Annotated in this window: 15 protein-coding genes; 9 read left to right on the forward strand and 6 right to left on the reverse strand. The window is 56.2% G+C overall.

Features of this window, described 5'->3' with window-relative positions:
- Window positions 1-111: 111 nt before the first annotated feature.
- The gene (locus ACR0NW_RS10735; protein ID WP_480791739.1) at window positions 112-624 is read right to left on the reverse strand and encodes a YybH family protein; all 513 of its coding nucleotides are present in this window, start codon (window positions 622-624) and stop codon (window positions 112-114) included.
- Window positions 625-858: 234 nt separating this feature from the next.
- Between ACR0NW_RS10735 and ACR0NW_RS10740 the strand changes: the two genes are divergently transcribed.
- Entirely contained in the window at window positions 859-1,749 is an 891-nt protein-coding gene (locus tag ACR0NW_RS10740) for a LysR family transcriptional regulator (RefSeq protein ID WP_480791740.1), read from the forward strand.
- Between the two features lie 111 nt (window positions 1,750-1,860).
- Here ACR0NW_RS10740 and ACR0NW_RS10745 read toward each other — a convergent pair whose 3' ends face one another.
- Both ACR0NW_RS10745 and ACR0NW_RS10750 read right to left on the reverse strand, forming a co-directional pair.
- The gene (locus tag ACR0NW_RS10745) at window positions 1,861-3,021 is read right to left on the reverse strand and encodes an MBL fold metallo-hydrolase (protein WP_480791741.1); all 1,161 of its coding nucleotides are present in this window, start codon (window positions 3,019-3,021) and stop codon (window positions 1,861-1,863) included.
- Window positions 3,022-3,098: 77 nt separating this feature from the next.
- Window positions 3,099-3,377, reverse strand: coding sequence for a hypothetical protein (locus tag ACR0NW_RS10750; RefSeq protein WP_480791742.1), 279 nt, complete (start codon window positions 3,375-3,377; stop codon window positions 3,099-3,101).
- 249 nt (window positions 3,378-3,626) lie between these two features.
- Here ACR0NW_RS10750 and ACR0NW_RS10755 point away from each other — a divergent pair, with 249 nt between their 5' ends.
- From ACR0NW_RS10755 to ACR0NW_RS10765, 3 genes are all read left to right on the forward strand, one after another.
- Window positions 3,627-5,393: a tetratricopeptide repeat protein gene (locus tag ACR0NW_RS10755; protein WP_480791743.1), complete on the forward strand. Its 1,767-nt coding sequence runs from the start codon at window positions 3,627-3,629 to the stop codon at window positions 5,391-5,393.
- Between the two features lie 521 nt (window positions 5,394-5,914).
- Entirely contained in the window at window positions 5,915-7,387 is a 1,473-nt protein-coding gene (nhaC, locus tag ACR0NW_RS10760) for a Na+/H+ antiporter NhaC (protein WP_480791744.1), read from the forward strand.
- 70 nt (window positions 7,388-7,457) lie between these two features.
- A complete protein-coding gene (locus ACR0NW_RS10765; RefSeq protein ID WP_480791745.1) occupies window positions 7,458-8,474 on the forward strand; it encodes a GlxA family transcriptional regulator in 1,017 nt (338 codons plus the stop codon).
- Between the two features lie 174 nt (window positions 8,475-8,648).
- Here the strand turns inward: ACR0NW_RS10765 and ACR0NW_RS10770 are convergent, their stop codons facing one another.
- Window positions 8,649-9,683 carry an Ldh family oxidoreductase gene (locus ACR0NW_RS10770; protein ID WP_480791746.1) on the reverse strand — a complete coding sequence of 345 codons (1,035 nt, stop codon included), beginning with the start codon at window positions 9,681-9,683 and terminating at the stop codon, window positions 8,649-8,651.
- Between the two features lie 405 nt (window positions 9,684-10,088).
- Here ACR0NW_RS10770 and ACR0NW_RS10775 point away from each other — a divergent pair, with 405 nt between their 5' ends.
- The 5 genes from ACR0NW_RS10775 (at window position 10,089) to ACR0NW_RS10795 (ending at window position 14,932) form a co-directional block, all read left to right on the forward strand.
- On the forward strand, window positions 10,089-11,636 hold the full coding sequence (locus ACR0NW_RS10775) for a trimethylamine methyltransferase family protein (protein ID WP_480791747.1): 1,548 nt from the start codon (window positions 10,089-10,091) through the stop codon (window positions 11,634-11,636).
- A gap of 119 nt (window positions 11,637-11,755) precedes the next feature.
- Window positions 11,756-12,307, forward strand: a complete 552-nt coding sequence (locus ACR0NW_RS10780; RefSeq protein WP_480791748.1) for a TetR/AcrR family transcriptional regulator — start codon at window positions 11,756-11,758, stop codon at window positions 12,305-12,307.
- A 42-nt stretch (window positions 12,308-12,349) separates the two neighbouring features.
- A complete protein-coding gene (locus ACR0NW_RS10785; protein ID WP_480791749.1) occupies window positions 12,350-13,453 on the forward strand; it encodes a mandelate racemase/muconate lactonizing enzyme family protein in 1,104 nt (367 codons plus the stop codon).
- 16 nt (window positions 13,454-13,469) lie between these two features.
- Complete coding sequence (locus ACR0NW_RS10790) at window positions 13,470-14,201, forward strand: SDR family NAD(P)-dependent oxidoreductase (protein ID WP_480791750.1); 732 nt, start codon at window positions 13,470-13,472, stop codon at window positions 14,199-14,201.
- Window positions 14,198-14,932, forward strand: coding sequence for an SDR family NAD(P)-dependent oxidoreductase (locus tag ACR0NW_RS10795; RefSeq protein ID WP_480791751.1), 735 nt, complete (start codon window positions 14,198-14,200; stop codon window positions 14,930-14,932). The genes ACR0NW_RS10790 and ACR0NW_RS10795 overlap by 4 nt, the downstream gene beginning before the upstream one ends.
- A 69-nt stretch (window positions 14,933-15,001) precedes the next feature.
- Here ACR0NW_RS10795 and ACR0NW_RS10800 read toward each other — a convergent pair whose 3' ends face one another.
- Both ACR0NW_RS10800 and ACR0NW_RS10805 read right to left on the reverse strand, forming a co-directional pair.
- Window positions 15,002-16,342, reverse strand: a complete 1,341-nt coding sequence (locus ACR0NW_RS10800) for an NAD(P)/FAD-dependent oxidoreductase (RefSeq protein WP_480791752.1) — start codon at window positions 16,340-16,342, stop codon at window positions 15,002-15,004.
- Complete coding sequence (locus tag ACR0NW_RS10805) at window positions 16,339-17,835, reverse strand: aldehyde dehydrogenase (RefSeq protein WP_480791753.1); 1,497 nt, start codon at window positions 17,833-17,835, stop codon at window positions 16,339-16,341. The genes ACR0NW_RS10800 and ACR0NW_RS10805 overlap by 4 nt, the downstream gene beginning before the upstream one ends.
- Window positions 17,836-17,837: the final 2 nt, after the last annotated feature.

Below are 17,837 nucleotides of genomic sequence, written 5' to 3' on the forward strand. Positions count from 1 at the left end.
TTATGGTTGTGCCGTGGGTTTTGAACTTGGGTTTGCGAAAGCGTGTGGTTTGGTTCCTTTTGCTTTCGCAATTAATCGCGCGCAGGCGTCAGGTCCTTCGCTTCGGCTGTATCAGCACGGTCCGGCAGGTCCAGAACAGACTGGAACGAGCGACGGGCTGACCTGTTGGACCTCAGTGCTTGAATTCGACCAGATATCCCGAGCGACCCGCCAGATGCCATCTTCCTGGCGGTGATAGATATTGATCCCGTAGCCGGTAGAAACAGTAGTCGGGCCGGGGCCATGCGGAATATCCGTCGCCGTAAACGCATAACGCTCGAACGCCCAATCCGCGGATTCCACGAACTCCAGCGATTGCTTATTCCAGGACGTTTGAACGGCATCGAAGTAGCCGTTGACCCAAGGGGCAACCTCGGCCTTACCCTCCATTATCGGCGTTCCGGGGGCTATGAACACGACATCGTCGGTGACGGTTTCAAGAAACCTCTCCAGACTGTTTGAATTGATCGCCGCGAGGTATGCGGTGTGCGCAGCTTGTGCGGTGTCTGGTCCTGCTTCTGAAATTGCGGGGGAGGCCAGGGCCAATCCGATAAGTGCGGCAATGCGGGTGGTTCTTTTGGTCATCTTTCCCTCCGTGATGAACTGCAGTTGGGAGCCGCCCGTGCTCCTTTTGCAAAGCTGAAAGCTCTGCAAAATGATGCTTGGCCGGAGCGTGCTGCCAAAGGCAGTGCAGCCATTTTTTCAGATAGTCACACCACTGATTTACTGTTCTAAACCGGGTGTGTATTCTGATTATGCCCCTAAAATACGGGTATTGCGAGTCAGGGATTATTTCATAATGTTAAGGTGAGCTATATAATGATGATGATCGATTGGCATACCTTGCCTTCACTGACAACCTTGCGTGCGTTTGAAGCAACCGGGCGTTTGGGTGGCTATTCGGCGGCGGCGCGGTCGCTGAACGTGACAACCGCCGCGATTGCCCAGCAAGTGCGCAAACTGGAAGCGGATCTTGGAATTGCTCTGGTGCGTCGCGAAGGACGTGGATTGGCCTTGACCGATTCAGGAAAAAGGCTGGCGGTCATGCTTAATGACGCCTTCGCGCAAATTGCCAAGGGTATTGACGAAATGACCCTGCAAGAGGCGTCTCGTGGTGTGCGTGTATCGACTACCGTTCGATTTGTTGACGCAGTCATTATGCCGCGACTTAGCGAATTCTGGGCCAAAAACCCCGACATTCAGGTTTCGTTTGCCCCTGAAAGCAACTCATCGGAAGTTGATCTTGATACCTTTGACATCGTGGTGCGTGGGGCCCCTCCGGATCAAATCTGGAACGGCACCAGTCAGTTATTGTTACTTAGATCACCATTTGTCCTGTGTGGCACACCTAAACTTTTGGAGAGTGCCAACAGCCTTGCAGACTTGCCATGGATTCAGGACAACAGCATTGGCGGGCCGGTCTTTGAAGGTATGGTCCGAGATGCGGGTGTTCGACTTTCAGATCTGAAACTGGTCGATCCGGGCGGCGCAAAATTCGAACTAGACGCTGCGCTGCAGGGGTACGGATTGCATGTCAGCCCAGAAGTGACGGTCAGAAGGCACTTAAAGAGTGGTGATCTGAAAACGGCGAGCTTTGAGCATGATTGGATAGCCTGCTATTACGCCATTTACCGAAAGGGGCGCGTTTCCAACCAGGTCAGAACCTTTCTGGATTGGCTTTCTTCAATCTGTGCCCAGTCCCAACAATAGTCTGGATCGAATGATGGCTGTTGTGAACAAGAACAGAAACCGGATTTAGCTGAGTTTGGTACTTATTGTGGGAAAAGCCCGGCAGGGCTTTCCCTTGTGCTGACCGCCGGTTCAGTAGATGTCGCCGTCTTCGGCCATGAGAATGTTGGTGACACCAGCATCCTGCATTTCCTGCAACACGCTCAGACGGTCGAAATGCTCGGGGTCATTGTAGTTCTGGACGTGCGTCATGACGATCTGTTTGACGCCACTTTCGTCCTGAACCTTTTTCATATCCTCCGGAAACATGTGATAGGCACCGATGACCTTTACTTTTTCCTCTTCCGTATCGCCACCCCAGACCACGAACATGATGTTCTTTCGGGTAATACTCTCAATGACCAAAACGTCCGCGTCCTTTGCCGCATTTACGAGGCCTTCGGAATAGTGTCCGTCACCGCCGAACGCGACAACGCGACCATCGGATTTGGCGGTAAACCGATAGGCATAGGTATGTTGAAGAAAGCCGTGTTTTGTCGGGAATGCTTCGACCGTTACGTTGTCGTCCTCGTAAATCGTTCGTCCTTTCGGATCTGTTGTCGGCCAGACCGGCACGCCAATAGCAGTGGCCCCATCGGCCTTCTGAATTGTCGAACCCTGAAACATTTCGTTTCTGTCGAGCCGCCAGGCGGCGTTGATATTGGCAATCATCTCGTCAACACCCATGGGGCCGTAAATCTTCTTGTCCGGGCCGGGCCCGAACTTGAACGGACCTGAAATAAATGACGGTAATCCCACCGTGTGATCTTCGTGCAAGTGGGTCAGGAACATGTACTTTATGTTCTGCAGATCGAAAACGGTCGCCAGATCCATTGATCCCTGAGAAAGGACCGCCTTTCCAAGTGATCGGAACCAGCCTTCTCCGGCGTCAACAAAATATGGAAAACCATTTACGATAACCGCGTGAGCGGGGCCGAAGCGATACGGGTTGGGCGGCGGGTCGCCGGTTCCAAGAGTGATCACCTTGGTTGAGGCATCCGCTGGCGACCGGTCAATTGGACCGCGAGGGTAGTTGGTCGGCCAGTAGGCCGGGCTGGTATAGGGTGTCTTGAAGTTTTCCGGCTTTACGAACGGAACATTCAAATAGTTCTGTTCAGTTTCAGCGGCACCGGCAGCAAGATTATCCTCATAGGATTGAGACGATGCGGCGGTACACAACGCGGCGCTGGCTGCAAATACCAAAGCGGTACCTGTGATCAGTTTTCGCTGGTAGTTTCCAACAATTGATATCATGGCTTCCTCCATACCTTCCGTTGTTCTTCCTGTTGAATGCCCGGCAGGCTGCCGGTTCGGGCGGCGACCGTCTCGCATCATTGGTGGCCTTGAGCCTTGGAGCTGACTGTGACCTGATTGACGAATTCCATCAGTTCGAGCCTCAGATCCTCGCAGATCTGCTCATATTCTGCGGCTCGGGCTTGCCCGCGCTCTCCCTCGGCCCGGAAATTGTGATACGCGGTTATGGCCTCGCCGAAGTCACGGCAAATGGTCTGAAACTTTGGATCGCTCCGCGACAAAGATACGATTGTGAATTCATCGCTGGGCGATTGTCTCACCAATTCGGAACATCCGGCAGCAAGAAAGTTTTCCACCCGCTCCCCTCCCGGCAAAGGCCATTGGCCGTTAGTGGGCTCTGTCTCCGGTGGTTCGTCCGCTCGGACATCCTCCGGAGGTTTCAGACTAACATCTGGGAACAGCGGATCGGGGTACCGAACATGTTCTGAACGTGTAACATACATTAAAAAATGCTTTGGTTTGAATGTAATGCTGGACGCAACCCGGATCAGCCGGGTACTGTTTGAACAGATTGGATGGAACCGGAACAGCCGACAGAAATTTTGATGGAAAGTCAGTTATCCGAGCGGAAGCCAGTGCCGCCTCCGGAGCAGGCGGCCATAGACGAACAGCTCGACCGTATGTTTGAGAGTTCTCAGTTTGGTGCTAATGATCGCCGACGTGCATTTCTCAAATACATTGTCGACGAAACACTGGCCGGACGCGCCGACCGGCTGAAAGGGTATTCGATTGGTGTTTCCGTTCTGGGCCGATCCGAGGATTTCGATGCCGCATCCGATCCCGTTGTCCGGTTGGAAGCGCGCCGGTTGCGGCGTGAACTGGAGCACTATTACCTGACGGATGGAAGCAACGATCCTTTGGTGATTACCATTCCCAAAGGGTCATACGTGCCCTCTTTCGAATTCCGTGACTTGCCTTCGCCGCCACCCAATGCCGAGAGCAGGAAAGGATATTCAGGCAGACCCCGCTGGCGGGCACCGAACTGGCTCTTGCTGATTTTGTTGGCGCTGTTGATGGCCGCGGTGGGGTCTATGTGGTTCCAAAGTATCGGAACCGAAAACCCGCCCACGGATCAGGCGACAACGGATATTGATCTATGGGGAGATTTGCCGGTTGTCGCCGTGATGCCATTCAATCCACTGGGAAACAGCGCGGTTACCTCAGTAGCGGCCCGAGGTATTGCCGAGGATATCACAACCGATCTGGCACGGGTCCAAGGGCTGCGCGTGATCTCGTACGCGTCGACTGCCGGTCTGTCCGATGGGGCGGTCAATCTGATCGACGAAGGTCGAAAGATGGGTGCGACGCATGTTTTGCGGGGCAGCCTGCAGACGATGACCGATGGCTATCGGCTCAACATTGGTCTTGTCGACGTGGATAGTCGGAACGAAATCTGGGCCAAGAGGTTCGACTACAAGACATCGGATCGATTCGATACGCAAACCGAGATATCGCGCGAGATCAGTTCGACCTTTTCAATCGAATTGTTTCCAGAACTGACCTCGCGGATAGAAGATGCGCGCTGGACGCGCCGAGATGCCAGAATTCTGTATCAGCAAGCGTTGGACATCATTCACCCACCCAGTGACCCGTCGAGGTTCGATGCTGCAAACGCTTTGTTGCAGCGCGTGGTGCGGCTGGAACCGGACGCACCGCACGGCCATGCAGGTCTGGCGTTCGCGGAATCTCATCGAACCTGGTTTGGACTGGCTCCGAACACGGAGGAGACCCGTGGGCTGATCCGGCAACACGCGAATATCGCGCTGGAAAAGGACCCGGCCAATGTTCGCGCCCTGTTGACGTTGGGCATTCTTGAAATCCTGATGGGCAATCCAAAGCCAGCGGTTGAATTCGGCGAACGCGCAATCGAACAAGAGCCGAGTTCCAGTCTGGCTCAGGCGTATCTTGGAATGTTTCTGCTGTACGCCGGTCGGCCGGAACAGGCAATCACGCCGCTGAAGCGGGCACTAAGCCTTGACCCCCTAAGTATTAGAAGGCCCTACAGAAATATTCTGGGTGTCTCTCAATACCACGCCGGGAAATATCGAGAGAGCTTGGGCACGCTGCAAGAGAATTTGGATCTCGGTGGGCCGTTCGGTCCTCATATGATGGTTTATCAGGCCGCTGGAAACGCCGCGATCGAGGAATTCGAGCGGGAGACGGAAATCCTCGAACGCCTCGCCGCCATGATCGCCGAAGGTGAGACGTTCCCACTCAGACGTTGGCTGGAAAAAGTTATACACGATCCGGAAATGATGCAGCCGTTGCTGGATGAGTACGAAAAAGCCAAATCGCTGGCCGATGCGCAATAGCCATTTGCGATAGCCGACGGTGATCGGCAAGGAACTCATCGGCACCACCTGTTTACAAATCACGACATGAGCCTCTGGATTGAGGCGATTGCGCAACGACCGGCCCGCGGCGTTTTTTTGGCTTCTTGTCGAGTTGGTGAATCCGGCGCAAAATCCCGAGCCCCTGCCATGGAGCCATAGATTTGGTCCCTAGCCACCGTTTTTCACATTTGTGCGGTATTGATGTCGGCCATATGGCTGACCGGGCGCCTTCATCAGCGGGGGTGTGGTCGGCGCTTACTGAATTCGATCACAATTGTAAGGCGCTCCGATAAAGGCGGTGAGATAAATCAAACGCGGGTAAATTGTTTGGCGTGATTGCAATGGCCGGCCTTCAACTCAATCCCGAACGTTTAAACCCGACGAGTCAATGTCGCAAATTCTAACGAGATGTGCGCTCTGACCGACAGTCTCACGCCGCCAAACTTGGTTTGTTCCGCGGATCATCAGGGTTCTGGATCAATCAAAAGGAGGAGACCCATATGTCTGCGAATGAAGACAATATACGACAGCCCGGCTTGGTGCTGGCCCTCGTGCCAATAGTGCTAACCCTGTGTGTGCTTGGGCTGCAATTATTCTATTTCGGTGACTTTACCCCACACATCCCGCTGGCATTCGGGATCGCGATCACTGGCATCGTCGGCCTCATGTTGGGTCACAAATGGCCCAGCATCGAAGAAGGCGTGTTCCACGTTATCAATATCTCCCTGCCTTCAGTTTCGATTCTGATCACAGTGGGAATGATCATCGGCGTGTGGATCGCCAGCGGAACTGTACCGACGCTGATCTATTATGGCCTCAAGATTTTGTCGCCCGAGCTATTCCTTGCCGCAGGCATGCTTCTTTGCTCCATTGTTTCCGTTTCATTGGGCACCTCGTGGGGGACAACGGGCACTGTCGGCCTGGCGTTGATGGGGATCGGTGCCGGGTTCGGGATCCCAATGTATTGGACGGCTGGGGCGGTGGTCTCTGGTGCGTTCTTTGGAGACAAGATCTCGCCTTTGTCGGACACGACTAATCTGGCCCCCGCTGTGACAGGGACCAACCTTTTCGATCACATTCGGAATATGCTTCCGACAACAGTTCCTTCGATGCTGATTGCCCTGGCGATTTACTTTGTCGTTGGCTTCACTCTGATCGACACGTCTCAGGTTTCGTTTGAACGCATTCACGCAATCACGGCCGCGCTGGACGACGCGTTCTGGATTTCTCCAATCATGCTGTTTCCGGCCGTTTTGGTCATCGTGCTGGCAGTCATGAAACAACCCCCGATCCCGTCACTTTTTGCGGGGGCTGTTGCGGGTGGCATCATGGCTATCTTCTGTCAGGGGGCTGGGCTGCACGAGACGTTCACTTTCGCCAACAGCGGCTACTCGATCGATACCGGTGTTCCGGAAATTGACCCCCTGCTGAACCGCGGAGGCATACAGTCGATGATGTGGACAATCTCACTGGTGCTGTTGGCCTTGGGGTTCGGCGGGGCGCTTGAACGCGTAGGCTGCCTTCAGGCAATCATCAAGGTTGTCATCTCGAAGGTGAAGACATTTGCCGGTATACAAACGTCAGCCATCCTGACGTCTGTCGCGACCAACACCGTTGCAGGTGATCCATACCTGTCGATTGCACTGCCGGGTCGAATGTATGCGCCGGTCTATCGTGCGATGGGCTATTCTCCGCTGAACCTATCCCGTGCAGTCGAAGAGGGTGGAACACTGGTTTCTCCCCTAATCCCATGGAATGCGGGCGGTGCATTTGTGATCACTGCACTCGGCTTGGGGATTGCGGACGGGAATTTCGAAAACCTGCTGTATATTCCGCTTGCATTTGCTTGCTGGCTGTCACCGGTGATCGGTATCTTCTATGCCATGACCGGGCTCTTTTCACCTAAAGCGAGCGAAGAAGAGGTCCGCTCGTGGGAGGAAAGTGGTGAGTCTGTTGCGCAGATGAACGCCTGACCGTTCTGCACCAACACTCAATGGGTGTTGGTGCCCTTCATCCGTCTTGGTTATGCTGGGAGGAGCGAAAATGAACCCGAGAAACTTTGTCCCGAAGGGCGCGGCCAGCTATCGCATAGACTATGAAGGGTCGGCCAAGGATATCTATTTCCTGCTGCTTCCAAAGCTGACCATGCTGGCCTTCAGTGCTGCAGTGGAGCCTCTGAGGATCGCTAATCAGGTCACAAACAAAGAACTGTATAAGTGGTTTCTGATCACCGAAGACGGAAATCCGGTCTCTTGTTCGAACGGGATTGAAATTACGCCGGATTTTGCGTTGCACAACCTTCCCCGATCGTCGCGGCTGTTTGTTTGCTCGGGTATTGAACCGGCGGAAAGTACAAACCTCAAAATCTTGTCGTGGATCAGCCGTCAAAGAACATTTGGTTGTAACCTGGGTGGTATTTGCACGGGAGCCTTTGCCCTTGCCAAGGCTGGGGTTCTATCAGGAAAAAGGTTCACATTGCACTGGGAAAACCACCCTGCTTTTGTCGAACATTTTGATGACTTGGAGCCATCGGCAAACCTGTATGAGATCGACAATGAACTTATGACATGTGGCGGCGGACATGCTGCCACTGACATGATGTTGGACATGATCGAATCCGATTTCGGAAATGATCTGGCGGTCATCGTTTCGGACATGTGCATCCACTTTCGGTCCAACAATAGTAAAACACTTCAGAAGTCGGCCTTTTCGGTGGCCTTGGGCAGTCGCAACCAATACCTGATCAACGCCATGCAGATCATGCAAGAAAATCTGGAAGAGCCGTTGGATATCTCTGAAATTGCGGAAGCCGTACAGATATCTCGTCGCCAGCTGGAGCGTCTCTTTCAAAAGTATGTCGAGACTTCGCCAGTACAGTTTTATATCGAACTGCGCGTTTCAAGGGCCTACGCATTGCTTAGCGAAACCGAGATGGCGGTTGCGGAGATCGCTGCAGCCACGGGCTTTAGCAGCGCCACGCAACTTACGGTGCGATTTAAGAAACGCTACGGCGAGGCGCCGACGTCATTCAGAAGGGGCTGGTCTGAAAGACGCGAGTAATTTGCGTCGGAAATTGAGACACCCGAACGTGACCCAGTACTTTCTTTGCAGCCAACCAATGTCCGTTATGAGATTACTGCGATGCGGCACTTTCAGCATGGCCAAATGGCCGCAACGGGCCGTATCATTCGGGCAATCGTGAACAACCGGGGCTAAGGGTTGTGAGTTCAGAAATCAACACGAGCCAGTAATGTCCCGCTTCAAATCTAGGATTGCATCCCATACCCGTCGTGGCACTTTGAGAGGTCGATCCTGAGACTTCGAAAACGCATCCCGTTCGCGTTCACCTGGGATTTGCACTGCATTGAAGCCTGATGAAGGCTTAGAAACCCGAATTTCGGAGAGGATATCCTCGGCCGCAGCTTGCATCGCATTTGGCTCGTTATATCGGCGGCAATCGACGGCAAGTACAAACCAGTTAATCTCGCCCTCGAACACGGGCCCGAGCATCGCTTCACCCACAAGTTCCGCGACCAAAGCCAGCCCATACCCTAGTGGACCACCCTTCGGCAGGATCGCGCCCCCATCGAAGTAGTCCTCCGGATCGCAGGATGGATTGCCGTTGCGGTCGATAATCAGATTTTCGGGCAATTTGACACCAGCCGCGCGGGCAGCGTAGATCCAGCCGCCTGCAGCCTGAGAGGTCGCGATGTCGATCACAACCGGCCCACGGTCGCCGCCAGGAATTGCGATGCAATAGGGATTAGTTGGCAAGAGCGCATCGCGGCCACCGAACGGAGCAACCATACGCCAGCGTTTGCGGTTGCCACCGCCCAATGCGATCGAGAGGCAACCCCGTTTTGCAGAGATTTCGCCGAATGCGCCAAGCCGTCCAGTATGGCCTGCTCCCAAAACCGCAACCGCAGCAAGGCCATTTTCGACTGCGTTTTCTGTCGCGAGTTCGTGGGCCATACGCATGGCCGGAATGCCGATGCCACCATGCGCCTGTACCGTCAGGCGATTACCCTTTTGTTGGATTTCGGGCCTTATCGCAGCCTTAACAGTGCCGTTCAGCATCTCTTGGGTATATTGCAGGACGCGAACGATGCCGTGGGACGCTACCCCACATTGATCCGCTTCGACGAGATGGTCCGCGACTTCGTCGGCAACATCAGATGGTGCGCCGGCCGAGATAAACAAGTTCCGCGCAGTCTCGGTTGCCAGATCAGATGTGACATCGATCGTATCCTCAACGTGTAGCTTACTCACAGTTTCTCCTACCTGTCGTTAGCGTGCAACCAACACAAAGTGCCGGTGCGCAATTTTGAGTAGCCCGATCTGACTGATCCAAATTGATTGTTAGTGCACGATTGGCTTTTGTTCCATCGTGATGATGGTTTCCGAGGCTGGCGGGCGAATACCCAATGCACAGTGCGGAAATCCACTACTTCCGTCTCACCGTCGCTATTGGTATTGGACACACAAAGCTCTTCCGCGTTTTCTGATGGCCCTAAGGCCCGCGGTGTTGGCGACGCGGGCATCTATGGTCAAAAGTTTGCAACAGGACCACAGAACCCCAATGGACAGTGTCGCTTCTTGCAAGCACATATCGCAATCAGAGAGGTGCTTGCACTGCGAATCCCTCAGTTTGTTAAAAAACTGGAGGATTGCCCTTTGACTACTCGCACTGCCGCGCGGTCCGGTGGACGCTCCGCCCGCCGCGCCAAACGTACCGCCCCGAACTTTGCCATGCTGCCGGGTCTGACCCGCGGTATTCCCGTCTGTGAAGTCATGGACGGAAGCCAGGTCGAGCGTATCGACAACGCGGCGATGGATATTCTGGAAAATGTCGGTGTCCAGTTCCGCGACCCCATCGCATTGGAAGACTGGAAAAAAGCTGGTGCCAGGGTTGATGGCGAACTGGTTTATCTGGATCGCAACATGGTGCGCGAGCTGATCTCGACCATTCCGGCGCAGTTCACATACCATGCGCGCGATCCGCAAAAGAATCTTGCACTGGGTGGCAAGCATTCGATTTTCGTGCCGATGACTGGGGCCCCCTTCCTGCGCGATCTGGATGACGTGCGCCGGAACCCGACGCTGGATGATCTGGCGATGTTCCACAAGCTGTCGCACATGATGCCTGCGCTGCACAGTTCGGCCCACCATATCGTCGAGCCCTATGATCACGCGATCAGCCAGCGGCATCTGCGCATCACCTATTCGTCGATGAAATTCTCGGACAAGACCTTCATGGGTATGACCACTTCGCCCAAGAACGCCGAGGACGTGATGGATATGTGCGATATCCTGTTCGGCGAAGGTTTCATCGACGACCATCCAGTTACCACCGGCAACTGCAATGGCAACAGCCCGCTGGTCTGGGACGAAACCATGCTTGGGGCAATGCGCGCGTTCTGCCGACGCAATCAGCCGGTTCTGTGCTCGCCCTTCGTTCTGGGTGGTGCGAATACACCGGCATCGGTGCCCGCCACCGTTGCGCAGCTGACTGCCGAGGCGTTGTCGGCGCTGGCCTATACGCAGGTGATCCGCAAGGGGTGCCCTGCAATCTGGGGGCATTACCTGTCGACCGTGTCGATGAAATCCGGCGCACCCATGGCGGGCACACCTGAGATCAGCCTGATGAACTTCATGATTGGTCAGATGGCGCGATTTTACGATGTGCCATGGCGCACGTCGAACACGCTGGGCGGGGCCAAAACCTTTGACGCGCAAGCGGGATATGAATCCGCCACGACGCTCAGCGCCGTGATTCACGCTGGCGCCAACTATATCTGGCATTCGGCAGGCTGGAATGAGGCTGGAATGCACTGCTCGGTCGCCAAGTTTATGGTAGATGCGGAACAATGCGCGATGGCCTATCGGATGGCAGAAGGTCCGAAATGGCACGATTTTGATCAGGCTCTGGCAGCGGTTCCCGATGTGGGCCCCGGCGGCCACTATCTGGGCCATCCGCACACACAGGACAATTTCCAGACCGCATTCTTCATGCCTGAACTGTTCGACAATAACTCGATCGAACAATGGACGGCGGAAGGTGAAGTCGAAATCACCGAGCGTGCCCTGAAGCACGCGCGCAAACTGCTGGCCGAATATCAAGAGCCCAAAATGGATGAAGCCAAGAACGAAGCGCTGCTGGATTACATTGCCCGACGTGAGCGTGAGATCCCGGCCGCGGACGAACTGAACCAATCCTACTGATCACTTTTTCCCTCCCCGACTGGCCCGCCGTTCAGGCGGGCCTTTTTTGTCGCCAATTGACAAGTCGGAGGTCGGACTCGTGTATGAAAGTGGTAGAGTGATCGCTCTACTTTGTCGCCATGATACCGATTCAAAAGCGCATAGCCGCAAGCCTGGACAGACAGTTTGCCGAGATGGGGTTTGCTACGCAGGGAGTTGAAGCCTTGCGGGCAGGGGCCGACGTTTCATTGCGCACTCTGTACAAGTATTTCCCAAGCCGCGAAGCGATGGTGGTCGGCGCCCTCGAATATCGTGATCGAACCTATTCCGAGTGGATTGAAGGAGGTCCGGAACAGGGCGCAGACCATGTGCTTTACCCGTTGCTCCGCCTTGGGGACTGGTTGGATCGAGTGGCAAACTCAGGGTGTCTCTTCATGAATGCACTGTCGGCCTATCCCGAAAGCACCGCAATCCGGGAAGCCGTTCTACAACACAAACTGAATCTGAGAAATCACTTCATCGCGCGTTTACGTCATGTAGCCCCCGATTGCGAAGCAGCCGCATTGGCAGATGCGATGATGCTGTTGCACGAAGGCCTGACTGAAGCAGCGCGCTTGTTCGGTCAGAAAAAAGCGACTCGATCTGCCCTGCGCAGCGGTCGCAGCATTCTTTTGACGGCGGGGATCGAATGACCTTGCTCAGCGTTCACCCTCGAAAACTTGATGGGACTACCGATGAAAATAACTGAAATTCATTTCTATCAGCATGACCTGCCTGTCAAAAACGGGCCCTATACCATGGCCAAAGCGCAGGTCTGGGCGCTGGATAGCACGCTGGTCAAGCTGGTTGCAGATAACGGTTTGGTGGGATGGGGAGAAACCTGTCCGGTTGGTCCTACTTATGCCGAGGCGCATGCTGCCGGTGCCCGAGCAGCGCTGGCTCAGATGGCTCCAGGCCTGATCGGGGCCGAAGTGTTGCCGCTAACCCTGCACCGCCAGATGGACGGGCTGCTAAACGGTCACACCTATGCCAAGGCGGCCATCGATATCGCAGTACATGACCTGTTGGGTAAACATCTGGGCGTATCGGTTTGTGATCTGCTGGGTGGGGCCGCCACAAACAAGGTGCCCTCCTATTATGCGACCGGCGTCGGCGCACCCGACGATATCGCCCGTCTGGCCCGCGAGAAGCTGGCCGAGGGTTATCCCCGTTTGCAAATCAAGGTTGGTGGCCGTCCGGTTGAGATTGACATCGAAACCATTCGCAAAGTCTGGGAAGTCGTCAAAGGCTCGGGCATGCATCTGGCCGTGGATGGCAACCGGGGGTGGACCACTCGTGACGCCCTGCGTGTCAGCCGCGAGTGCCCTAACATTCCTTTCATCATGGAACAGCCTTGTAACACCATCGAGGATTTGCAGAAGATCCGGCCACAGGTCAGCCATGGCATCTACATGGATGAGAACAGCACCAGCCTGAACACCGTAATCTCGGCGGCGGGCACCGGGCTGGTGGACGGCTTTGGCATGAAGATCACCCGGATCGGAGGTTTGCATCCGATGCGCGCCTTCCGCGATATTTGCGAGGCCCGTAACCTGCCGCATACCTGCGATGACAGCTGGGGTGGCGACATTATAGCCGCCGCCTGCACCCATATCGGCGCAACCGTCCGGCCCGATCTGCTGGAAGGCGTCTGGTTGGCGGCGCCATATATCGAGGGGAACTACGACCCCGAGAACGGCATTCAGATCAAGGGCGGCCATATCGACCTGCCCACTGGCCCCGGGCTGGGCATCATTCCGGACGAAAGCCGTTTTGGCGCTCCGGTCGCATCATTCTGAAGCGGAAAGAGAAACCATGGACCTGAATGGAAAAACAGCGCTGGTCACCGGCGCAGCGGGCGGTATCGGTGCAACCCTTGTGGCACGTCTGCGCGAAGCGGGCGTTCGCGTTGCGGTTGCTGACCGCAATGTCAGCGGTATCGAGGCAGAGGCGCATCTGCCGGGCGATCTGCTCGACGGCAGCTATGCTGATGCATTACCTACAGCAGCGGCGGATCAGCTGGGCGGATTGGATATCGTCATCAACAATGCCGGTGTTATCACCCGTGGCCCAGTGACCGAGACATCTGATGACGACTGGTCCCTATCGCTGGGTGTGAATGTCGATGCGCCGTTCCGCATCTGCCGTTCCGCGATCCCTCTCATGGCCGACAATGGCGGTGGGGCCATCGTCAACACAGCCTCGTGCTGGGGTTTGCGTCCCGGCCCCGACCATGCGGTTTATTGCATGACCAAGGCGGCGATTGCGTCTTTGACGCAGTGCATGGGAATGGACCACGCCCATCAGGGCATTCGCATCAACGCTGTTTGCCCGAATGAAGTGAACACGCCGATGCTGCGTTCGGGCTTTGCCAAACGTGGGTTCGATCCGGACACCGCTGTCAAAGAGTTGGGTCAGACCGTTCCGCTCGGCCGCATTGCCGAGCCTGAAGATATTGTCGATGTGATCATGTTTTTGGTCTCGGACGCGTCGCGCTATGTCTGCGGAACACTGATCGAGGTCAACGGCGGGAAGCCCGTGTCATGAAGCGTTTCGACGGCAAGGTCGCGCTGGTCACGGGTGGGCGCAGCGGCATCGGGCAGGCCATTGCCCGCCGGTTGCGGGACGAGGGCGCACAGGTCTTTACCGCCCAACGCGGGGAAGACCCCGAGTTTCAGGGGATTGCGGCAGATTTCACCGATCCGACCAGCCCTGCGCAGGTGGTTGCATCGGTCGTCGAAAAGTCTGGCCAGTTGGATGTGTTGGTCAATAACGCGGGGATGATGCAGGAAGCCAGCGTCGAGGATATGAGCCTTGAAGATTGGCAGCGCAATTTGGCGGTTAACCTGACCGCACCGTTCCTGTCGATTCAGGCCGCTCTTCCATATTTGCGGCAGACTGGTGGCTGCATCGTCAACACCGGCTCGATCGAGGGGCTGGGCAGCAATCCGGGTCATGCGGCCTATTGTGCTTCCAAAGCGGGCTTGCACGGTCTGACACGCGCGGTGGCCGTGGATCACGGCCATGAAGGGGTACGCTGCAATGCGGTTGCGCCCGGCTGGATCGATACGGATCTGAACCTCGACTTCATCGAAAGCATGAACGATCCTAATGCGTTCCGTCGGGATATCGCTAAGATTCATCCGGTCGCAAGAACCGGCCGACCCGAGGAAGTGGCTGCATTGGTTGCCTTTCTGGCCTCGGATGATGCCGGGTTTATCACTGGTCAGGTCTACACAGTCGATGGGGGGCGGATGGCCAAGCTGAGCTTGCCCTGACCCCATCTTATCAAAGTGAAAACGCCGTCCATTTTGGGCGGCGTTTGTTTTTTATGTTGCAAGCTTTGCTTACTCGTCCCTTGCTTTCCATTCCTTCCATCGCAGTACAGCGTTTGCGCCAATCTCACGGAAGGGCTGGGGTGGCAGGCGTTTGGGGTGGTCCTCGGCCTCAAAATGGCGGGTGATGTCCGAACTGTGACCACAGGCACGTTCCGCTGCCGCAATACCGGTAAGGGTGCCGCGCGCAGTGCCAAGCCCGTTTTGCACGCAGCCGGAATAGACGCCTGGTTCAATCTCGCGCGCAACGGAGACGTTGTTGAGGCTCAGGCACAGGTGGCCGGCCCAATGATATTCCATTTCCATCCCGGCTAATTGCGGGAAACGTTGCTCAAACTTGCGTTGCATCACCCGTGATGCCCGCGTCAGATCGTGCGCCGACGCCGCCATGCCGGGCCGTAGTGCCGCACAGGCGCGGGTAATGATGCGATTACCGCCTTGCCCAGTATCAATGCGCCGCATCGTTGTGCCCATCGGATCGGAAGGGGTCACACCCCATCGCGACTGCCCACCCAGTTTGGCCAGCGCGTCAGCGTCCAGGTCCGGCGTCATTGCAGCGAACAGAAACAGCTGCATAAGGCGGTTGCGTTCGATTCCGAAGCTTTCGAGATGGCCGTTGACCGTTAGGATCACCGCGCCGGTGCTGATCGAAGCTCTCTGGGTACGTACTGTCCAGCCCGAGGCATCCCGTTCAAAACTGGTCACAGGACTGTTTTCGTAAACCGGAACGCCTTGCGCCCGCAGTCCTGCGGTTAGCCCTTGGATGTATCCGGCAGGCTGCAACATGACAGTGCCGGGCGTATAAAGACCCGAGATATAGTGGCGCGATCCTGTCAGCTCATACATCTGTTGTGGATCGAGCGCTTGGCTGTCTTCACCCAGAGACGCAAGATGTTTCGCATAGCTTTGGTTATGGGTCTCAGCCGTAGGGCTGGCGGCACCGTTGACCTTTCCAGCCGGGTCAAAGAAGTTGCGGTCTATGTCATAGTCTTCGACAGCCGAGCGCGCAAAATCGATCGCCTTGCGGTTCAGAGCGATCATCACTCGGTCATCGCCGGATCCCGCATAGTCATCCGAAGCCAGATCATGGGGTAAGTCGATCATGAAGCCAGAGTTGCGGCCCGCGGCACCCTCGGCCACGCGTCCGGCCTCGAGCACCACAATTTTTGCATCGGGCTGCAACTGGTTAAGCCGCCGCGCTGCCGACAGGCCGGCAAAGCCCGCGCCGACGATGACAAAGTCGGCTGTAGTGTCATTCTCTAACGCAACCGCTGGGGACTGGGCGCCAAGAATGGCGCTCCAGGCGGCCGGTCCACGATGGACCGGCAGGGTTTTGGCGTCATACCGTGTCAATCGACGGCCTCGTCTGCGTCATCGGCGAGATCGATCCAGATGGTTTTCAACTGGGTGTACTGATCGTGGGCGTGGACCGAGTTGTCACGCCCACCAAAGCCCGACTGTTTATAGCCGCCAAAGGGTGTGGAGATGTCGCCCTCGCCAAAGCTGTTGACTGTCACGGTGCCAGCCCGGATCGCCCGCGCGCCGCGAATGGCGCGTTTGGCGTTTGCGGTGAAGATCGAAGCGCAGAGGCCATAATCGGTGTCATTGGCGATTTTGATGGCCTCGTCAAAGCCCGACACTTCGATCACCGATAGAACCGGGCCAAAGATCTCCTCGCGCGCCAGCGTGGCATCGTTTCCGGGCACCTCGACCACGGTGGCCTCAACAAAACCCTTATCCGCTTTGCCGCCGATCACCACATTCTCGGCCTGATCCAGATAGCCACAAACCTTGTTATAGTGCCCTTCGCTCACCAATGCGCCCATGCGGGTTTCCGGGTCCAGCGGATTGCCGATGTTCCATTGTTTGGCGTGATGCGCGATGCGCTCCAGCAGTTCCGCCTTTACATCCTTGTGTACGATCAGGCGGGATGAGGCTGAGCAGTTTTCGCCCATGTTCCAGAACGCGCCATTCACCACATGTGCGGCGACGCGGTCGAGGTTCTCGGCATCTTCCATCACGACGGCCGGGTTCTTGCCGCCCATCTCAAGCACCACTTCCTTGGCGTTGCTTTCGGCGGAATAGGTCAGGAACCGCTTGCCGGTGACAGTCGAGCCGGTGAAGGAGACCATGTCGATATCCATGTGCCGCCCGATGGGTTCGCCCACATTTGCGCCGCCGCCCGGGACGATGTTCAGCACACCACGCGGCAGACCGGCCTCCATCGCCAGTTCGGCCAGGCGCAGCGTGGTCAGCGTAGTTTCAGCCGCTGGTTTCACCACAACCGAACAGCCTGCCGCTAGAGCCGGACCTATCTTCCAGGCCAGCATCAGCAGCGGGAAGTTCCACGGCAGCACCAGACCCACTACGCCAATCGGTTCACGCACCACCATTGCAATGTGATCGTCGCTGGCGGGCGCGACCTGATCATAAATCTTGTCGATCGCCTCGGCGTGCCATTTCAGGCAGTGGATGGTCTCGGGTACATCCACGGTTTCGCAGTCATATATGGTTTTGCCACTGTCGATGCTTTCCATCACCGCCAGTTCGCGCGCGTTGCGGGTCATCAGTTTGCACAGCCGGATCAGCACATCCTTGCGCTCGGACGGGTGCAGTTTCGACCAGCGGCCATCGTCAAACGCCTCACGCGCCTTTTCGACAGCAAAATCCACATCCGCCGCGCCGCAAGCGGCAATATCTGCCAGCTTGTCGCCTGTGGCGGGGTTCACCGTCTCAAACGTCTCGCCCGAGATCGCTGGGCGGAAAGCGCCGTCAATGAAGGCTCCGGTCGGCAGGGTCAGGCCCGCGGCGATGGATTTGTATTCTTCCTGTGTCAGCAGTTCCATGC

The organism is Ruegeria sp. CF5, from assembly GCF_056537325.1.

Bases quoted from the DNA above. Each gene is read 5' to 3' on its own strand.
- ACR0NW_RS10735 (WP_480791739.1), bottom strand. From the start codon at position 624: ATGACCAAAAGAACCACCCGCATTGCCGCACTTATCGGATTGGCCCTG.
- ACR0NW_RS10740 (WP_480791740.1), top strand. From the start codon at position 859: ATGATGATGATCGATTGGCATACCTTGCCTTCACTGACAACCTTGCGT.
- ACR0NW_RS10745 (WP_480791741.1), bottom strand. From the start codon at position 3,021: ATGATATCAATTGTTGGAAACTACCAGCGAAAACTGATCACAGGTACC.
- ACR0NW_RS10755 (WP_480791743.1), top strand. From the start codon at position 3,627: ATGGAAAGTCAGTTATCCGAGCGGAAGCCAGTGCCGCCTCCGGAGCAG.
- nhaC (WP_480791744.1), top strand. From the start codon at position 5,915: ATGTCTGCGAATGAAGACAATATACGACAGCCCGGCTTGGTGCTGGCC.
- ACR0NW_RS10765 (WP_480791745.1), top strand. From the start codon at position 7,458: ATGAACCCGAGAAACTTTGTCCCGAAGGGCGCGGCCAGCTATCGCATA.
- ACR0NW_RS10780 (WP_480791748.1), top strand. From the start codon at position 11,756: ATGATACCGATTCAAAAGCGCATAGCCGCAAGCCTGGACAGACAGTTT.
- ACR0NW_RS10785 (WP_480791749.1), top strand. From the start codon at position 12,350: ATGAAAATAACTGAAATTCATTTCTATCAGCATGACCTGCCTGTCAAA.
- ACR0NW_RS10790 (WP_480791750.1), top strand. From the start codon at position 13,470: ATGGACCTGAATGGAAAAACAGCGCTGGTCACCGGCGCAGCGGGCGGT.
- ACR0NW_RS10795 (WP_480791751.1), top strand. From the start codon at position 14,198: ATGAAGCGTTTCGACGGCAAGGTCGCGCTGGTCACGGGTGGGCGCAGC.
- ACR0NW_RS10805 (WP_480791753.1), bottom strand. From the start codon at position 17,835: ATGGAACTGCTGACACAGGAAGAATACAAATCCATCGCCGCGGGCCTG.